The sequence below is a fragment of the Pseudanabaena yagii GIHE-NHR1 genome (assembly GCF_012863495.1).
Classification (GTDB): domain Bacteria; phylum Cyanobacteriota; class Cyanobacteriia; order Pseudanabaenales; family Pseudanabaenaceae; genus Pseudanabaena; species Pseudanabaena yagii.
This window is the reverse complement of the sequence record NZ_JAAVJL010000001.1, coordinates 2,920,388-2,938,296: the sequence shown is the minus strand read 5'-3', so window position 1 is coordinate 2,938,296 and position 17,909 is coordinate 2,920,388. Positions and strand designations below refer to the sequence as shown.

Genomic DNA, 17,909 nt, shown 5'->3' with positions numbered 1-17,909 from the left:
GAGGATTTGTGTAGCAAAAAAACTCTCAAAGCCCATTTTCACTTGTATCAAACCCAAATAGTGTAAGGCGGCACGAAGTGCCGCCTTACACTATTTGGGTTTGATGTCCTAAGCAAAACTTACATTGCTATATATAAATGTGGTGTGTTACTTTGCCCCACACCACTAATCTTCTTTGAAAAGTGAATATGTGAGGGTATGGAAAGATCCAGCTAAAGAAATATCAAGTAAAAGTACTTAGTTGCGCTAACCTTAATGTAGTTTTGTAAAATCACCAATTAATCATTTTCCCTAAGCGCATTTTTTGATGACAACCTTAAACCTTTTGCAAGCTCCGAATGTTTCTCCTCGCAGTCAGCAACCTCTAAGGGTGACAGCTTTTGGCGACAGCATTATCTATGGCTACGGCGATCCTGTTAATGGTGGTTGGGTAGAACAACTGCGGCGGCAATGGATGGGAACAGCAACTGGTCATGTTCTCTATAACTTAGGAGTCAGAGGTGATACATCTGCCCATGTCAATCAACGCCTAGAGCGAGAATTTTTACTGCGTGGCGAACTTCGGAATAAAATTCCCGATTTAATGATTTTGTCCGTTGGGGTCAATGATTCGGCACGGGTGGCTAAGCGTGACGGCAAAAGCATTACGGATTACGATCGCTTTACCCTAGAAATCGGTAACTTACTCGACAAATCTCAGAGCCTCTGTCCCGTCATCTTTGTGGGCATGGTTCCCGTAAATGAATCAAAAATGCCGTTTCTCGATTGTTTGCATTTCAATCACGAAGATCAATTTCGCTATAAAGAATTCACGAAATCGGCTTGCCAAATACGCGATATTCCCTACCTCGATATATTTGATCTATGGCAAGAACGGGGACAAACTTGGATGTGCGATCACATCTGTGCAGATGGTTTGCACCCAAACACAAAAGGGTATCTATCACTTTTAGAGGATATTCGCAACTGGCAACCATTAATGCAATTACAGGTTGAGGCTTGAAATATTCCAGAGAAATTTTTGAAAGTGCGGCTTCGCCACGCTTTCAAAAATTTCTCTGGGTTTTAATTCAGTGCAACGCGCTGTAAGGCAGTCTTCCATAAGCAAAAAGTCGTTAAACGTTAAAATACCGACGGGGATCTAGTCTGCTAGAATCAGGGCTAGGTATTTACCCTCCTATTTAGTTAATACCCCACTTGTAGGACATCCCACTTGTAAGGAATCATATAGAGCCACGTCACCGCCATGATGCAATCGGAAAATCTTCGTCAACGTGCCGCCGTTTTAGGTTTGCAGGTCTTTAGCAAGCGATCAGCCATTCGGCTTGGCATCGTCACGCAAATCTGGCTAGATGTCGATCAGCGTCGTGTTACGGGTGTGACTGTCGCTGAGCGCTTTGTCCCTGGCACGCCGATTGGCATTGGTGACACATTTTTCATGGCTCTTGACAATATTGATTTGTTGGGACCCGATGCGATTTTGGTTGATGATGAATCAGTCCTTGAAGATATTTTAATCACTGAGCGTTATACCACTCTAATTAATAACGAAGTGGTAACTGAGTCAGGGGAATTGCTTGGTAAGGTACGCGATTTTAAATTTGATCCTGAAACAGGGGATCTCATGTTCTTGATTGTGGCTTCGGTTGGTAATCCGATTATTCCTGCAAGCTTAATCAGCACCTACGAAATTGATGTCAATGAAATCATTGCCGTGGGACGCGATCGCATCATCGTTACAGAGGGCATGGAAGATCGGATGACCCAACTGAGCAAAGGCTTATTGGAGCGTCTCGGTTTAGGCAAAGCACCTTGGGAAGATGATTTCGATGATGACTATCTGCCACCCACCACCACCATTCGTGATAATGCCCTATCATCGGGAGCCAGAAGCACCTATTCGCCACCACCACAGCAACAACGCCCCGTCTATCGCCAAGAACAATCATGGGATGATGGCGACAATTGGGCAGAGGAGCGCGTTCCCGTAAATCCACCACAGCAACAACGTCGTCAAGCTAGAGCCGAATTCCGTCCTGAGCCATCGCGCCCGATCGCCCCACCACCAAAGCCCATCGATAATTACGATGACGATTACGATGATTTTGAGGATGACTATCCCACCACCTCAAAGCCCGATTTCCGTAATGAAACCCAACAGCAAATCCGTGATGCTTGGGGCGAACCTAAAATTCCTGACAAGTCCAAACAACGTATTCCCGAAGAGGAATTTGACGAAATCTAATGCTACCCCGTGACCTATTGAATCATGTTGAAAATCGCGACACCCTTAGCCGTTTGCTAGATTTGGGTGATCGCGCAATTCAAACATGGGAAGTTGTATGTAGTGATTTCCTATCACCACCCGAAATTACCGAAGCTTTGCAAGTATTCGGCATGATGACCGAAATCCATTGCTTAGCATGGGGTGGCTATGAGCAAGCCGAACGCCAGAGATTAGCGATCGCCCGCAGTGAGTTACCCCTCGATCCATCGCAAGTCAGCCTCACACCAATCTCAATTTCAGGAAATTTCCTATTTGATACCGCAACCCATCGCGATTTTTTGGGAGCATTGCTAGGTACGGGACTAGAACGCCAAAAAGTAGGCGATATCAATGTCTTAGGCGAAAAAGGTGCACAGGCGATCGTCGTGCCTGAATTAGTGGAATATTTGCAACTGCATTTCAATCAGGTGCGGACAGTTCCCGTGAAGGTCAATGCGATCGCTTGGGAAGAGTTAAAGATTCGCATCCCTGTAACTAAAGAACTAACTTCTACTGAGGCATCCTTGCGTCTCGATGCGATCGCTTCTTTCGGTTTTGGTATGTCTCGCAGCAAAATGGTGGACTTAATTAATGGCGAAGATGTGCGTGTCAATTGGAAAACTATTTCCCAGCCAAGCTATCAAGTGAAAACAGGTGATCTGATCGCAATTCGCGGTAAAGGACGAGTCACCATCGGCGATATTATGATTACTAAGAAAGAACGCTATCGAGTGCAAATGACGCGATCAGTTTAATATCAAAATTCAATACCAAAAAGCGGAGGTAATTCATGAATTACCTCCGCTTTTAAGACTGTTAAGCAAAATGTGTAAAGTCTAGAAGCTATAGCAATGTAAGGTTTGCTTAGGACATAAAACCAAAATAAGTGAAGGCGGCACTTCGTGCCGCCTTCACTTATTTTGGTTTTGATTTGTCCTAGCTATCTCTTACACTGCTATAGATGTGGAAACGATCTTCAAAGAGGATGGCAAAGCGATTAAGAGCAGGCTTCCAATCACGAATCGACATCGTCGGTTTTGATTGATCGTCGTGTTCCTGTCCCCTACAGAACAGTCAAACAATCTTCTGGTGAGAGCTAAATTTATGCCTGACTCATCTATAAAAATCATGTCCTTGGCAAGGATTCCTCTCAAAATTTCTCAGCTAACTTTCGTTGTGATATTTTACCTTCTTCATACAGTTTGATTATTTTTGCTCTTACAGCGTTTTGCGCTCAAAACCAAACCAAGAAAAATTTTGAAAACGTTGCAAAGCAACGTTTTCAAAATTTTTCTTGTGGTTCGTTTGATCGGAAATTGCGGTAAGTCTATTGAATAGGCTTTCATACTCAGTTATGGATAAAAAATCCTCTCTTTCTTTCTACAATTTATCTCACTAGTATGATATTTGCTATAGCTGTCATATGTACTAACTTTCTGATAACTTTTTGGTAGTGACAACAGCTTTATGATTGAGTTACCATGCATACGCAATCAAATCTGTTAGCTATTAATTTAGTTAATTCACATGAGCTTTTTGGACTGTGTCTTTAATGGATTGATGTTGGGGGAAAACTAACTTAAAAATTTGGGGTCAGGATAGTCATGCAATTTAATTTCACATATGCACCAAGTGCTTCTCAGACTCAAATCGCTGCATTTGAGATGGCTGGCAAAATCTGGTCTTCATACCTAACTGACAACGTGACCATCAATATTGCTGTTGATGTCCAAAAAGACTTTGTTGGCAATACCATCGCTGGCGCTATTGCTCGAACTAACGATTACTCGTTTAGTACCTATGCTAATGCCCTTAAAAATGATGCTGATCCCACCAGCACCGATCAAACAGTAGTTAGATCACAGACTGTTAATAGCAGTTCATTTGAAGCAAGATATGATGCTATAGTCTCTAATCAGCTTGTGAGTTCACAACAGACTGGCTCCAAACTAAGTATCAACAGTGCTAACGCCAAATCAGTGGGGTCAGTAGGAAGAGGAATAGATACTAAAGCCAGTAATGTACTTGATGGCTACATTGTCATGCGTGACCTGACTGGGACGAATACGAGTTGGAGTTATAACTTCAACCGTCAAAATACAGTTCCAGCCACGTCAGTAGATTTTATTGGTGTAGCCGTTCATGAAATTGGTCATGTTTTAGGCTTTCAAAGCAGTATCGATAGCCCATGGGTTGGTGCTAGTAATTTAAGTAGCTTAGAATATAATTCAGGGCTAAAGGAGCGTGTTAATGAAGCATCTCCTCTAGACCTTTTCCGCTATTCCAATAAAAGTAGGGTTGGAAGCAAAACAAACATAGATTTAAGTGTTGGTGGCAATCAATACTTTGGACTTGGGACTAATGGTACGACTTTTGTTGGTAGCTTTGATAATGGCGTGGATAAGACCAGAGGTGGCAATGGCTTTCAAGCAAGTCATTGGCAGTCTGGCGGAATCATGGATGCGGAAGTTCAGCGTGGTCAGACCACCGCAATCACAGGTTTAGATTTGATTGCTTTTGATGCGATCGGTTGGGACATTGCCACAGGTGGTATTAATAAAACCATCAATTATGCTCAGCTAGAAATAGAATCCAAGCAAATTGCTAGTCAAAAGACAACGCAAAATATCAATAGTGCAATGGCATTGATGTTTGACAACTCTGACATCTACATGCCTAAAACGATCGCAAATCCATCTCTTCAAGCCCGCACAGGTACATGGTGGCAAGAGTTTTATGCTCGCACAGGCGGCTGGTGGCAAGAATATTTTGCCCGCACAGGTGGCTGGTGGCAGGGAGTTAAGGGAGCTTTTGGCGAAGAAGCGATTTTCGACTCCATTGAGGGTGGTGATATCGAGTCTTTGCCACTTTTTGATGGCAATGCTCCTTCCAATAGCCAGACTGTTAATGATTTGATTTCCCTTACTGGTAATTCTGAAACTGGAATGTTAGTTGGTGCGGATTTTTTTGCTAACTTTGACAGTTTTGATTCTTCTCAATTCATCAATACTTCAGGATTCCAATCCTATTCAGATTTTCAAAACTCTAATTTATCTGTGTTTGACCTACAACAATTCAGCTCTGATTTTAGCTTTGATGTCTCATCTATAAAGTCTAGTGTTGAGCTTGGAGCTAGTAGTAAGCCCAAATTAGTTTCCATTTCTCGTAGTAATGACTCCCTTACTGACTCATTTACTCCTTGGTGGTTGGGCGGTGCATCTTCTTTATGGGCTGTACACTAGATTGATCTTCTTTTGTTTTTGTTAGACTGAGGTGTCAGCACTTAGGACTTATGCAAGACAATCGAGCTTATTTGTTCTTAGGTAGATGTGGCTTGGACTATAGATAATTCAAATAAAAAATAGGGCTTCGACTCCGCTCAGCCATCTATATACGTTGGCTGAGCGGAGTCGAAGCCTCTTTTAACTTATTTAGAACTGCTATACTTGTGTTTCATATCTGCTAGATATGTGATCCCTAGCACTCAATTCTCAATAGGTGAAAAGTCAGGAGAATAGGGAGGCAGATAGATGAGGGTAGCACCAGCCGCCGCAATCAAAGTTGAGATATTTTCGCCCTTGTGGATGGAGCAATTATCCACAAATACATATAGACATATAATTGCTTTAAATAACTTGCACATGGGCTTCGACTTCGCTCAGCCCTCGGTGTAAGCTAGCTGAGCGAAGTCGAAGCTGTAGTTTTTATTTGAATTATCTATAGCCCAAAGATCCTAATTTTACAATAAGGAATAGAGCAATTGGAAGATGAGGCGGAAGGCTGCCATCAGAGCGATCGCACTAAATCCTGCAATTCCACAATATTGAGCAATTTCGATCCAATTTGGGAAGTTCTGAAACTGAACTTTGGCAAATATTTGACCTCCCCAGACTGCGGCAAAACTTAGCAAATTGACGAATACAAATAGATCTTTATTGTCGAGAATAGAACTAATTCTCAGCAGAATGATGCCTAGTAATACAGCCGCAAAAGAAATTAAATTAGCTGGAGTACCGATCACAGCTATGCCAACTGTTGTACTTACTTGCCATAGCAACATCGCCTCTACACCTAACAAAAAAGCGCCAATAAATTGAGTAGGAATCGATGCAGATAGTAACCAAGGCGTTTTTTGCGATCGCGAGGCCGCAGGTTTGGGGACTGCGGGGGCAAAATTAGGCAGAGGCACAGGAACAGGAACTTGGATACTGGTCTGATGCGCTGGTTTTACAGGTGTTTGTACTGATGGTTGCACCATTGGTACTGATGCTTGAGAACTCAGGGCTTGGAGGACATCTGCTGCCGAAGTGAAGCGATCGCTGGGAGCTGACTCCAACATTTTATGTAACACATTATTAAAATTAGGGCTGAGCTTGACAAAGCGATCCCACTGCCATTTGTTGTAACTCACATCGAATAATTCGTCTGGCTCCTTGCCTGTTAATAAAAAGAGACAGGTCACGGCAAAGGCATAGAGATCCGTTGAGGGAAATACAGTATCGCCGCGCATCTGCTCAGGTGCGCCATAGCCGGGGGTAAAGATGCCCGTAGATTTTTGACCTTGGGCAACTCCTGCCACTTGTTTAACCGCACCAAAATCCAAGAGAAAGTAGGACTGATCGGACTTACGAACCATGATATTGGCAGGTTTAATATCACGATGGATCGAGCCTTTGTCATGAATAAATGTCAAGACAGGCAAGAGGCTGTGCATAATTTCTAAAACATCTGCCTCGGCGATCGCCCCATGCTGCTCGACAATTTGCTCTAGGGTAAAGCCATCGACAAATTCTTGGACTAAATAAAAAAATTCATCCTGTCCCGACTGCACCTCAAAATAAGCAAGCAGATCAGGGATTTGGGGATGTGTCCCCAAATCTTCTAAAACCGTTGCCTCGCGCTCAAACATTTGCTTAGCAACCACCATCTGAGCGCTCGTAAAACCAATGGGCTGCAATAGCTTCACCACACAGCGCTTCATCGCAGGCGTATAGCGATCGCGGGCTAAAAAGGTCGCACCAAAACCACCTCTGGCGATCGGACTTTCGACAATATAGCGCCCACCCAGCAATAGGGGCATCCCGCAACTCGTACAAAACTTTTGGGTAATTGTTTTGAGGGTATTGCCACTATCAAGGTCAGCAAAGGAATTTAAAGGCTTAGTACAATTGGGGCGCGTGCAGTAAATATCCACTGTGCAAACGTATGAGTAAACATTTTTGGCATACTGTATTAGAGTCTACCTAAGTTTTCCCCTCCTGCACCCATGAGTTCCAATTTTTTGCATCATCTCAACCCTACTCAACAAAAAGCAGCCAGCCATCTTCACGGGCCAATGCTAGTAGTTGCAGGTGCGGGGTCAGGGAAAACCAGAACATTGACCTATCGTATTGCCAACTTAATGCTCAATCACGGTGTTGCACCTGAGCAAATCCTTGCAGTGACTTTCACCAATAAAGCGGGCAAAGAAATGAATGAGCGAATTCAATCTTTGTTAACCCAAGAAATAGCCCAAAGAGAATTAGGTAAGGCTTTGAGTGAAATCTCTGACTTAGAACAGGAGAGGCTACGGAAGAAAGTTTATAAGCGCTATGTCAATAGTTTTGCTGAAGATGGTCTCTGGATGGGGACTTTCCATAGCATGTGCTGTCGAATTTTACGGCTAGATATTGATAAATACAAAGATAGCAATGGTAGAAGTTGGGCAAAGAATTTTTCGATTTTTGATGATTCGGACGCGCAATCTTTAGTCAAAGATATTGTGGTGAATCAACTAAATCTGGATGAAAAGAAATTTGAGCCAAAGTCGGTACGCTTTGCGATCGGCAATGCTAAAAACAAAGGCTGGACTCCTGAGGAATACGAAAAACAAAGCGATGATTCTCCCTATCGCAAACGGGCGATCGCGCAAGTTTACAATCTCTATCAAAATCAGCTCGCCACCAATAATGCCCTCGATTTTGATGATTTAATCTTTTTGCCAGTGCGACTGTTTCAGCAAAATCCTGAAGTCCTTAAATATTGGCACGATCGCTTTACACATATTCTCGTTGACGAATATCAAGATACCAATCGCACCCAGTATGATTTGATTCGCTTACTATCCACCAATGACGATCAGCCCACTTGGGAGAATCGTTCTATTTTTGTCGTCGGTGACGCGGATCAATCGATTTACAGTTTCCGTTCTGCCGACTTCACAATCTTGATGGAATTCCAAGAGGCTTTTGGCGATCGCTTGCCCGATGCCCATACCAAAACGATGATCAAGCTCGAAGAGAATTATCGTTCTGTAGCGAATATTCTCGAAATTGCCAACCAACTGATTGATAATAATTCCCAACGTATTGATAAAGTTCTCAAAGCAACCCGTCCCGATGGCGACCTGATCGAGCTATATCGTGCCGATGATGAAGTGGATGAAGCCCAGTTTGTAATTGAACAAATTCGTCGGGTTAAGTCCAAAACTCCAAGCGCCAATCTTGGACATTTCGCCATTCTCTACCGCACTAACGCCCAATCCCGTCCCTTTGAGGAAATGCTAGTGCGTTGGAATATCCCTTACAAAGTCGTAGGTGGCTTACGATTTTACGATCGCAAAGAAATTAAAGATATTCTCTCCTATTTGCGCCTGCTATCGAACCCATCCGATACCCTTGGCTTGATGCGAATCATTAATGTTCCTAAACGCAGCATCGGCAAGGCAACCCTCGATAAGCTGCAACAGGCTGCCCAAGAACTCAGCGTCCCCATCTGGGAAATCATCAGCGATGAAACTACAGTTAAAACCCTCGCAGGGCGATCGGCGCGTGGTGTTCTCTCCTTTGTGGAATTGATGCAGAAATGGCAAGCGAAAGTACCCGTCACTCCTGCGGCGGATATCATTCAAGGGATTCTCCAAGAATCTGGCTATGTCGATGAACTGAAGGCTCAAAGCAATGATGAGGCAAACGATCGCATTGCGAACTTACAAGAACTCTATAATGCGGCTGTGCAATTTGCTGAAGAAAATGAAGATGCTTCCCTTGATGCCTTTTTAGCTAATGCTGCCCTAGCCTCTAGCCTCGATGACAGTAGCGAGAATGCGGAGAAAGTGACACTGATGACACTTCATGCCGCTAAGGGTTTAGAATTTCCTGTAGTATTTCTCGTTGGTTTAGAGCAAGGACTATTTCCGAGTTTTCGTTCCATTAATGATCCAATGGCATTAGAAGAAGAGCGTCGCCTGATGTATGTGGGCATCACTCGCGCCCAAGAGAAACTCTTCCTGAGCCATGCTCAAGCCCGTCGTCTCTATGGCAATCGCGAATATGCTATCCCTTCCCAATTCCTTGCCGAACTTCCTAAAGAATATCTCACAGGACATGGCATCGATAAATTTATCAGTAAGGCAAGTCAACGCGCCGAAGCTACTAGTGTGCGTGGGTCTCTCCGTACTGTCGCACCACCTAAGGTCAATGCCGTCAAACCCAAGCCTAGTGTTAATTGGCAAGTAGGCGATCGCGTGATGCATGATAAGTTTGGCGAAGGTCAAGTCGCGAATTTGTTAGGTACTGGCGACAAGATGTATTTAGCGGTTTCCTTCGCAGGTCAAGGCAAAAAAATTATTGATCCCAAAATTGCACCAATTCAGAAAATATAGATATGGCAAATGCTAAGCCTGCGCTACATCATTTTCTGGAGTTAATTCAGGAGTCAGTGTGAGTCCTCGATAAATTTGAGCGATCGCAAAGGTGAGATTAATGCTCTTTAGCTCGATCATGTCACCCTCTTCATAGTTAATGATTATCCATTCCCCATTATCTTTTTTGTGATAGAGGTCTATTTCGATGCTGGTAGAACTAACTAGCAAATAATCTATTAATGCAGGATTGTTGCGATATAGTCTGAACTTCCCACCGCGATCGTAGGCTTCGGTACTTGGTGATAAAACTTCAACGATTAGGGATGGATATACCTTAACAGGGAATAGACTTAACATTATCAAAAGACTGAAAGCGCAAAGTCAATAAAGAATCCAAAGCTGCTTTATGAGTAGTGCGGGAATTCTCAAGGCAAGAAGCAATAGCAAACTTGAAAGAATCAAAATCAGGGTAATAGACGGAGTAGAGACACTGTTTCTTCACAAATTTCCAAAGACGCTCAATCAAGTTTAAGTTTGGAGAGTAAGTAGTCAAATAAAGAAGCTCGATATTTAATGACTGAGCCAACTCAAAAACTAAAACACACTTTTGATAACGAGCATTATCCAAGACAAGAGTAATGGGTATAGTCAAACCCAAAGCCGCAAGTTTGTGGAGTAAGTCACAAACACTTTGAGCATTGATGTAAGAATCATTAGTCACAGTAATCAACTCATGAGTAACAGCATTAAGTGCACCGAGGACATTAAAACGCTGTCTTCCCGTCCCAGATTTAAGAAACAAGCGTTCAAAACACCACAAAAAGCCTAAATAGGCTCCAAGGACAAAGTGAGCAGCATCAACAAAGAAAACGGCTCTTTGTCCAGATTTAGCTTCCTCTAAGCGCGGTTCTAGTTTTTTTTAAGAAATTCCTCTTGTGCTGCTGGGTCAGCCTTTGCAGGTATTAGCCCCACTCGACGACAACTCATTCCCATCGATTTCAGGAAATGACGCACCTGTTCTCGACTACGGACAATCCCTGTCAACTCAGTAATTTTTGCTGCTGCATGAGCCAGCGTTTTAGGTGGATGTTCTCGAAAATATATCTCTAAACTTTCTTGATGCTTTTTTAGTTCACTCTGGGGGCGATTAAAGGTCAGTTCTTTCAGTTTGCTTATCCCACCTTCTTTATAATCTCGTAAATAGTTCAACAGTGTCGGTTCACTGATTCTTAGCAGTTTCGTAATTTCCTTGTGTGGGTATTTCTGGCTTTTTAGGTATAGTGCTTCCATTTTTCTCTGCACTCGTGGATGCGGGTGATGGAATCTTTCGTAATGTAGCGCATCTATTTCTTCTTTGGTAAATGTTATTCGGAGCATCTTGGAGAAAAGTTAACGTTTCTTCCATCTTTACTCTTATAAAAAATAAAGTCTACCCCCTGTCAAGGTATAGGTAATGTATTGAGTGGTAGTTTTGTCGCGATCGTCGCAGGTGACACTGACATCAGGATAAGTGTATTTTTCGGCTTTGACAATCTTAATCTTGATGTCAGAGTTTCCGATGATGCAACTGCTACCCTCTAAATGAGAGTCAAACATGGAAGTAAATCGGACAGCTATCCGTCCATGATTAACACTACCGCCACTCTTGGCATAGACTTCACCTTCGATATACTCATGCTTATGTAGTTGCTTTTCTTCCCAAGCAAAGTATTCTTGAGGGGTGAGCTTGGGAAATTTTTCTCTAGCCGCAATCATGTTTTTAGGGAACGGGAGATTTTTTATATTTTAACAAATGCGAATCCTGATTTCCTATCGGTAAGTCTCGCAGGTAGTAAAAGCGATCGCTTTTTCTCGCATCACTCTTATCTCTTCTCAAATGTAGATATTGTCTATGTTAATTTTCTAGTCATCACTTTGCTGATAAATACGAATGCGTCCACGTTGAATGATCCAGAGTTTTCCTGTAATATCTTCACGTTCTAATCCATTAACTAGAGTCTGAATCGCATCTGTCAGATCGTCTATAGTTGCTCTAGGAGGTAATCTTAAAACAGCTATTCCTTTGTATTGTGAAGGTACATATTGGAGAGGATTGCTAAAATCTAAGTCGAGAGTAACCAGACAGCGATCTTCTTGCTGGCAAACTTTTATGACGGTGGGATCTGAAGCTGAAGTTAGTCCTTGCTCAAGGACAGTAGAAACATCGTAGCCTGCTTGTTTTAGTTGGTTTATGCCCCTTTGACCAATATTCTCATCTAGTTTGAATTTCATGCTGATTTTTCGATGGGAATATCAACATAGCGATCGCTTGACATTGCTGCCCCATAAGCAATACAGGCATAAATATCTTCTGATTGCAGTTGGGGATATTCTTCTAGCAGTTCAGGGATGCTAGTACCATTCGCTAGAAAATCAAGGATTAGGGATACCCAAATGCGATGTCCTCGAATACAGGGTTTCCCAAAGCAGATATTTGGATCGACTGAGATGCGATTGAGAAGTTCTACTCGTTTCATAGTTGTATTGTTCTTTGATTTTAATCGAATTGCATAAATTACTAAATCGTTATTTCTCTAATTATTTCACATAACATTGTTGCCTATCTAATCGCCAAATTAACAATTCAGATCACTAAGTCTCGCAGGTAGTAAAAGCGATCGCCTATTTTCCCATCACTTTTATCTCTTCCAAAATATCCAACTAATGGCGAAAAAGTTAGGTTCTAGAATTAGGCGGCGTAGCTATAAACAGGTGTTTGAATTACACGCTTTGGTTCTTGTCCATCCAAAATAATTTTTTGTAACAACATCACAGTTGACGGAGCAAAGAATTGTTCTCCTGTTTCTTCATTTACGCGAGCAGGAACGTTCTCAATCAGGATGAATTTACCATTTAGTTCTAATGAGTAGGTTACATACTTTTCGACAAGTTGCTCTTCATTATTCATTGTTTTTTCTCCTTACTGTGAAATCGTTATTCCATTTATTCGGATCAGGTTCATAGACTGTAATGATTTTAACCAATGGGCGGCTAGGATAGCTGGTTTGGATATGAATCTACCAGTTTGAGTTATGCCACAAATGAGACAGCTAGGAGCGTATTTGTCGTTGGGATATTGACCATTAGCGATCGCTTCTACGATCTCGTGCAAACGAATTTGGCGAATAATGGATTGCTCGACGGCATGTTTAGAAAACTCATATTGTTCGTTGGCAATTTTGGTCTGAATATCTTCAATCATAGGCATGTGTAAATATTGAGTAGTATTTTAAGTCGGTAAGTCTCGTAAGTAGTAAAAGCGATCGCTTTTTTCCCATTCTCTTCAACTCTTCGCAAATATCCCGCCAATGGTGAACATAACTCGTTGCTATTATTTCCGTTAAACAATCATAAATTAATGCTATTTTTAGAGAAGGGGTGTAGAAATCAGTAAAATGATTTTTAGCTATAAATGTTTAGGCAATTAGTTTTTAAGCATGACAGAAATAACTAACTCGAATCAGGCTACTCCAGAGGCTCAACCAGCTAAACCTGTAAGAACTCTTGAAGCCTTACTTGAACTATATCAACAAGGACATCGCAATTTCTCTGGCTCAGATTTGCGTGGGGTGACAGTAGATATTGTAGACAAGGAAACTAAATATCTTGACTTGCGAGGAGTCATCCTTACAGGTTCAAATCTTACTGCTATCGTATTTAGCAAATCAACTTCGACTTTTAAAGTTGATTTAACTGGCTCTATTTTTAAAGATTGTAATCTTCGATTAGCCAATTTATCTTATTGTCGGCTTGATCAATGCAACTTTAACAATACAGATTTAAGTGGAGCTAATCTATCAAATTCCTCTTTTAGAAAGCATTTAAGAATTGACAGCAGTAAGATTTTTAAGCATTTTTCGGATCAAAGCTATATAAATAAACGACTCTGAGATATTCTCATAAAATTCATAGTCCTTGCTAAGTCTACGATATTTGTCTATCCAAGCGAAGGTTCTCTCCACTACCCAACGCTTTGATTCAACCACAAACCCTTTCTGCGCTTCAGCCCGTTTGCTTACTTCCCAAGTGCAACTAAAGTTGTCTTTAACCCACTGGGTGATATCCTCGCCAGAGAATCCCTTGTCAACTAATATCTTTTGTAAGCGTCTCAGTGGATACTTGAGATTTGCTAATAGTCTCATCGCTCCTGCTCTCTCGCCAACATTTGCTGGGCAGACGAGAGCACCGAAGACTAACCCTAACGTATCAACCATGATGAATCGTTTGCGACCCTTAACCTTTTTTCCACCATCAATACCACGACTACCTGCACTATCCATTGTTTTAATACTTTGACTATCGAGACTGGCTAGACTCGGTGTTGCTTCTCGACCATCTGCTAATCGTACTTGTGTGCTTATCTGGTAATTGATTTCAGCTATAACTCCTGTTTTTGTCCATCTTTGAAAGTAGAAGTAGACCGTTGAATATGGTGGCAAATCATGGGGCAGATTTTCCCATGTACAACCATTCTTGGCTATGTAGAAAATTCCATTCATCACTTCCCGAAAATTTGTTTTTGGTGGTCTCCCCAATTTTGATGGTTTTGGCATCATTGGTGCAATTATTTCCCACTCTTCATTGGATAAATCGGTATTATAGGGTTGGCGCATTTTGGCTGGCTGATACTAGACTTCATCAGTATTCATACCTGTTTTAGTCCGCCCTTGCTTTCTTAAATGCTTTCTTAGGGGATAGGAGTAGCCAAACCTTTGAAAACTTGTGGACATTGATTAAAGTTTGGTAATGCTATTTCTGGGTTACTGATGGTTACTGCGTCTACAAAATGTTTATCAACTTGGAAGACCAAATTATCAGCAAGACCTACATGACTAGAATTGAGGGTGAGAATACGAGACTGAGACATTATTTAGACCGATTGCACAGAAAAACTTTATGTTATTCAAAATCGGAAGAAATGTTGCGGTATTCAATTCGTTTGTTAATTCACTATCTTAAGTACAAATCATTTCCTTCTTTTGCTTGATTCATCTTTCATTTGTGCAACGCCTGTTTCTTTTCATTCTTTTCATCTACTTTAGGTAGCTTGTATCTCTTTTACTCTGCCTTGCTTACATTTTTTAGTCTAAACTCCAGTAAAACAGATAAGTCATCAAAAAGCTTGCTTCGCAAGCTTTTTGATGACTTATCTGTTTTTAAGAAAGTGCAAAGCGTTGTAATTAAAAATAATTAAGCAGATTGTTTCTTGTTTTTCAGCAAACGTGAACCACCTAATGCACCTGCTGCCATGATTCCAAATAACAGGCTGGGAACAGGAACAGGTTTAGTGGAAACGTAAGAATCGCTGCTATTAAAGACATTTTGTAAGTGATAGCCAACTCGGAATGTACCGTTATTTAAACCATCAACAACACTGGTGTAATTTGTACCTACACCAGCAAAAGTTATACCAAGAGCTTCACCGCTTTGAATAGCATACTTATTGCCACCACCATTGTTAGCATCAAAGGCGTAGTCGGTGCTAAAACCAATGATGTTTCCTTGAGGGAAGTTAGCGTTACTGAGACCGCCAGAAAAGCCTATGTTGGTTCCAGTAATTGGGGTACTTGCATTAAAGAAAGAAATATTATTGTTGCTAGCACCTAGAAGAGCAGGCACAGCATCAATATAGATTGTGCCAATAAAGGTATTTGTAGGGCTGGTGATGTTGTTGAAGAACTTGAAGGTTAAATCAGTACCTATTTGTTCTACACTCAGTGACAGCCCTCCATTTAGTGTATCTCCAACTGTGTCGCCGCCATTAATATTGCTAAAGCTAAAAGAAGCAGCGTTTGCCATCAGAGGAGAGGAGAGCACTGATAAAGTAACAATCCCCGACAAAGTGAAAGTGCTACCTATCAATTGAGAAATTTTCATTTTAGTACCCCCGTCTTTCTACCAGAAAGAACTTTTTTATACTTCTAATGATTATCGCAGGCTATATTAGGTAAAACAACTTCGTAAATACATCAATTAGTTATACAAAAGTTATAAATGGACGAGAGTAGTAAAACAACCTTAGGAATTAAACAAGTAACCCGTCGCTTTGGTGGCTTGGTAGCGGTCAATGAAGTATCTTTTGATGTGCAGGAAAATGAGATCTTTGGGGTGATTGGTCCTAATGGCGCTGGCAAAACTACATTGTTTAATACGATTACAGGATTAATTGCTCCTAGTAGCGGTCAAGTTATCTTCGATGGACAAGAAATCACTAATCGTCGTCCTCATCAAATTGCGAAATGTGGCATTGCCCGCACGTTTCAAAACATTCGTTTGTTTGGTGAACTTTCTGCTTTAGAAAATGTGGCGATCGCTAGGCATTTGAGTACTACTACGGGTATTTGGAATGGAATTTTAGGTTTACCACCCACCCATAAAGAAGAAAAGCAAACCTACGATCGCGCCTATGAATTATTAGAACTTGTAGGACTAAGCGATCGTAGTGATGTCAAAGCCAGAAACTTCTCCTATGGCGATCAACGCCGCCTTGAGATTGCGCGTGCACTTGCCCTGCAACCCAAGTTATTACTTTTAGACGAACCTGCCGCAGGGATGAATCCTAGCGAAAAGGGGCAACTAAGTGATTTCATTCGGAGCTTACGAGATCGCTTTAATCTGACGATTTTATTAATTGAGCATCATGTTCCTTTAGTGATGGGGCTATGCGATCGCATTGCTGTGTTGGATTTTGGACAACTAATTGCGATCGGTCAACCTGAAATTGTCAAAAGCGATCGGGCAGTGATTGAGGCATATCTTGGCGATGAGGGTTAAAATTAATAAAGGTGACGCTCACTTTTGTGAGAAAATAGCGAAAACAAGAAGAAACTTATTGGCAGTTCTGATTGGACATTTACTAAAAATGGTGATATCAGGCAGATTTTCGGAGTAATATTAGGAGAGTTTGGATACAATAACAATGTAATCGTATCCAAACTCTCCTAATTGAAAATCCTAGTTTGAAGTCATATTTCAACTAATCAATTACAGATATTTTATTTGCAATATTCTGTAATACTGTGATATGTTGTGTATATATAGGGTTTTATGGCAAGAAATAAATTCCTAATAACGGGTGGGTTACATTCAGATATCTAAATAGTTAAAGTCCTTAGGTTCCTCACTGGTCACTTAGCTTTATCTAACTAAGTGCTGCTTACGCAAACAAAAGTTGCGATTTATATTGTTTTTCAAAGTTATTAAATCTCCTTGAAACTTAGATATATCTAGGTGCTTACGCTACTTAGATAGCGGGTGTTAGTTATTTCATACCTATTTCAAAGCTAAGAAAACGTAAACAACTCATATACAAAACAAAAATAACTTATTACAAGCATTTAAGTGATTGTTAGCAATAAGTGTGAGTTTGCCATATCTAGAAATAGACGTTAATTGTAGGTCTGAATATATACGGACAAATAATTTTAAACATATGATTAAATCACGCAATAAAATAAATAATATTGTCTATAATTCTGGACTCCAGAAGTCCAGCATATCAGTAAAGTTTTTTAAAAAATTTAAAGTATTTAATAAAATTGGAAAAATTGTCATATTGATAAATTTTTTGCAAGAAGGGTTTGATGATTTTATAGATAGGTATTGATATGTTTGAGGAGTTTTATGATGACTGGGAGGGTAAAATGCAAGGAAGGATTATTAGTTTTGACACTCATACTCAAGAAGGATTAATTCGTTCTGATTCGGGTAATGTTTATAAATTTAATTGCTATAACTATCCTTCTCTATCGCCAACTCTTGTAGGTGAAATTGCTAGCTTTGAAGTTGATAAAGATTCATCCAAAATACACTCACTCTATGTGGTTTTATTAGCTAGATATGTAAGATTAATGACTGAAACTCCTGATTCGTAATTATTAATTAGGAGATAAAATGCAGGGTAGAATTATTGGATTTGATTATGAATCCCAAGAAGGATTAATTAAATGTGATCTTGGTAATATTTATAAATTTAATGCA

14 protein-coding genes and 6 pseudogenes are annotated in these 17,909 nt (G+C 40.9%); 9 read left to right on the top strand and 11 right to left on the bottom strand.

Features of this window, described 5'->3' with window-relative positions; translation table 11 throughout:
- Positions 1-307: 307 nt before the first annotated feature.
- The 4 genes from HC246_RS13455 to HC246_RS13440 all read left to right on the top strand — a co-directional run bounded on the left by HC246_RS13455 (position 308) and on the right by HC246_RS13440 (position 5,508).
- On the top strand, positions 308-1,003 hold the full coding sequence (locus HC246_RS13455) for a GDSL-type esterase/lipase family protein (RefSeq protein WP_169363824.1): 696 nt from the start codon (positions 308-310) through the stop codon (positions 1,001-1,003).
- A gap of 243 nt (positions 1,004-1,246) precedes the next feature.
- Positions 1,247-2,245, top strand: a complete 999-nt coding sequence (locus HC246_RS13450; RefSeq protein ID WP_169363823.1) for a PRC-barrel domain-containing protein — start codon at positions 1,247-1,249, stop codon at positions 2,243-2,245.
- Positions 2,245-3,021, top strand: coding sequence for a photosystem II S4 domain protein (locus HC246_RS13445; protein WP_169363822.1), 777 nt, complete (start codon positions 2,245-2,247; stop codon positions 3,019-3,021). The genes HC246_RS13450 and HC246_RS13445 overlap by 1 nt, the downstream gene beginning before the upstream one ends.
- 849 nt (positions 3,022-3,870) lie before the next feature.
- Complete coding sequence (locus HC246_RS13440; protein WP_169363821.1) at positions 3,871-5,508, top strand: NF038122 family metalloprotease; 1,638 nt, start codon at positions 3,871-3,873, stop codon at positions 5,506-5,508.
- Between the two features lie 245 nt (positions 5,509-5,753).
- Here the strand turns inward: HC246_RS13440 and HC246_RS13435 are convergent.
- A pseudogene (locus HC246_RS13435) lies at positions 5,754-5,873 on the bottom strand (transposase); the annotation flags it as partial.
- Positions 5,874-6,005: 132 nt separating this feature from the next.
- Entirely contained in the window at positions 6,006-7,460 is a 1,455-nt protein-coding gene (locus HC246_RS13430) for a protein kinase domain-containing protein (protein WP_169363820.1), read from the bottom strand.
- A gap of 72 nt (positions 7,461-7,532) precedes the next feature.
- On the opposite strand from HC246_RS13430, the gene pcrA reads away from it, so the two are divergent.
- Positions 7,533-9,908 (top strand): DNA helicase PcrA, encoded by a 2,376-nt coding sequence (gene pcrA / locus HC246_RS13425; RefSeq protein WP_169363819.1) that lies wholly within the window; start codon positions 7,533-7,535, stop codon positions 9,906-9,908.
- A gap of 12 nt (positions 9,909-9,920) precedes the next feature.
- On the opposite strand, the pseudogene HC246_RS13420 reads toward pcrA, so the two are convergent.
- From HC246_RS13420 to HC246_RS13390, 7 genes and pseudogenes are all read right to left on the bottom strand, one after another.
- Positions 9,921-10,220, bottom strand: a pseudogene (locus tag HC246_RS13420) (Uma2 family endonuclease); the annotation flags it as partial.
- Positions 10,221-10,224: 4 nt separating this feature from the next.
- A pseudogene (locus HC246_RS13415) lies at positions 10,225-11,267 on the bottom strand (IS630 family transposase).
- 69 nt (positions 11,268-11,336) lie between these two features.
- Positions 11,337-11,645, bottom strand: a pseudogene (locus HC246_RS13410) (Uma2 family endonuclease); the annotation flags it as partial.
- Positions 11,646-11,792: 147 nt separating this feature from the next.
- Positions 11,793-12,161: a DUF5615 family PIN-like protein gene (locus HC246_RS13405; protein WP_169363817.1), complete on the bottom strand. Its 369-nt coding sequence runs from the start codon at positions 12,159-12,161 to the stop codon at positions 11,793-11,795.
- Positions 12,158-12,406 carry a DUF433 domain-containing protein gene (locus HC246_RS13400; protein WP_169363816.1) on the bottom strand — a complete coding sequence of 83 codons (249 nt, stop codon included), beginning with the start codon at positions 12,404-12,406 and terminating at the stop codon, positions 12,158-12,160. The genes HC246_RS13405 and HC246_RS13400 overlap by 4 nt, the downstream gene beginning before the upstream one ends.
- Before the next feature lie 212 nt (positions 12,407-12,618).
- Positions 12,619-12,837, bottom strand: a complete 219-nt coding sequence (locus HC246_RS13395; RefSeq protein WP_169363815.1) for a hypothetical protein — start codon at positions 12,835-12,837, stop codon at positions 12,619-12,621.
- Positions 12,830-13,131: pseudogene (locus HC246_RS13390) on the bottom strand (DUF4258 domain-containing protein). The gene HC246_RS13395 and the pseudogene HC246_RS13390 overlap by 8 nt, the downstream one beginning before the upstream one ends.
- 235 nt (positions 13,132-13,366) lie before the next feature.
- Here HC246_RS13390 and HC246_RS13385 point away from each other — a divergent pair.
- A complete protein-coding gene (locus HC246_RS13385) occupies positions 13,367-13,819 on the top strand; it encodes a pentapeptide repeat-containing protein (protein ID WP_169363814.1) in 453 nt (150 codons plus the stop codon).
- Here HC246_RS13385 and HC246_RS13380 read toward each other — a convergent pair.
- Positions 13,751-14,542 (bottom strand): IS5 family transposase, encoded by a 792-nt coding sequence (locus HC246_RS13380; RefSeq protein ID WP_169363813.1) that lies wholly within the window; start codon positions 14,540-14,542, stop codon positions 13,751-13,753. The genes HC246_RS13385 and HC246_RS13380 overlap by 69 nt on opposite strands.
- Positions 14,543-14,616: 74 nt before the next feature.
- Between HC246_RS13380 and HC246_RS13375 the strand changes: the two are divergent.
- A pseudogene (locus HC246_RS13375) lies at positions 14,617-14,916 on the top strand (IS1 family transposase); the annotation flags it as partial.
- A 203-nt stretch (positions 14,917-15,119) separates the two neighbouring features.
- On the opposite strand, the gene HC246_RS13370 reads toward HC246_RS13375, so the two are convergent.
- Positions 15,120-15,806: a hypothetical protein gene (locus HC246_RS13370; protein ID WP_169363812.1), complete on the bottom strand. Its 687-nt coding sequence runs from the start codon at positions 15,804-15,806 to the stop codon at positions 15,120-15,122.
- A gap of 117 nt (positions 15,807-15,923) precedes the next feature.
- Here HC246_RS13370 and HC246_RS13365 point away from each other — a divergent pair, with 117 nt between their 5' ends.
- Both HC246_RS13365 and HC246_RS13360 read left to right on the top strand, forming a co-directional pair.
- On the top strand, positions 15,924-16,703 hold the full coding sequence (locus tag HC246_RS13365; protein WP_169363811.1) for an ABC transporter ATP-binding protein: 780 nt from the start codon (positions 15,924-15,926) through the stop codon (positions 16,701-16,703).
- An 869-nt stretch (positions 16,704-17,572) separates the two neighbouring features.
- Positions 17,573-17,803, top strand: a complete 231-nt coding sequence (locus tag HC246_RS13360; RefSeq protein ID WP_169363810.1) for a hypothetical protein — start codon at positions 17,573-17,575, stop codon at positions 17,801-17,803.
- The last annotated feature ends 106 nt before the right edge of the window (positions 17,804-17,909 follow it).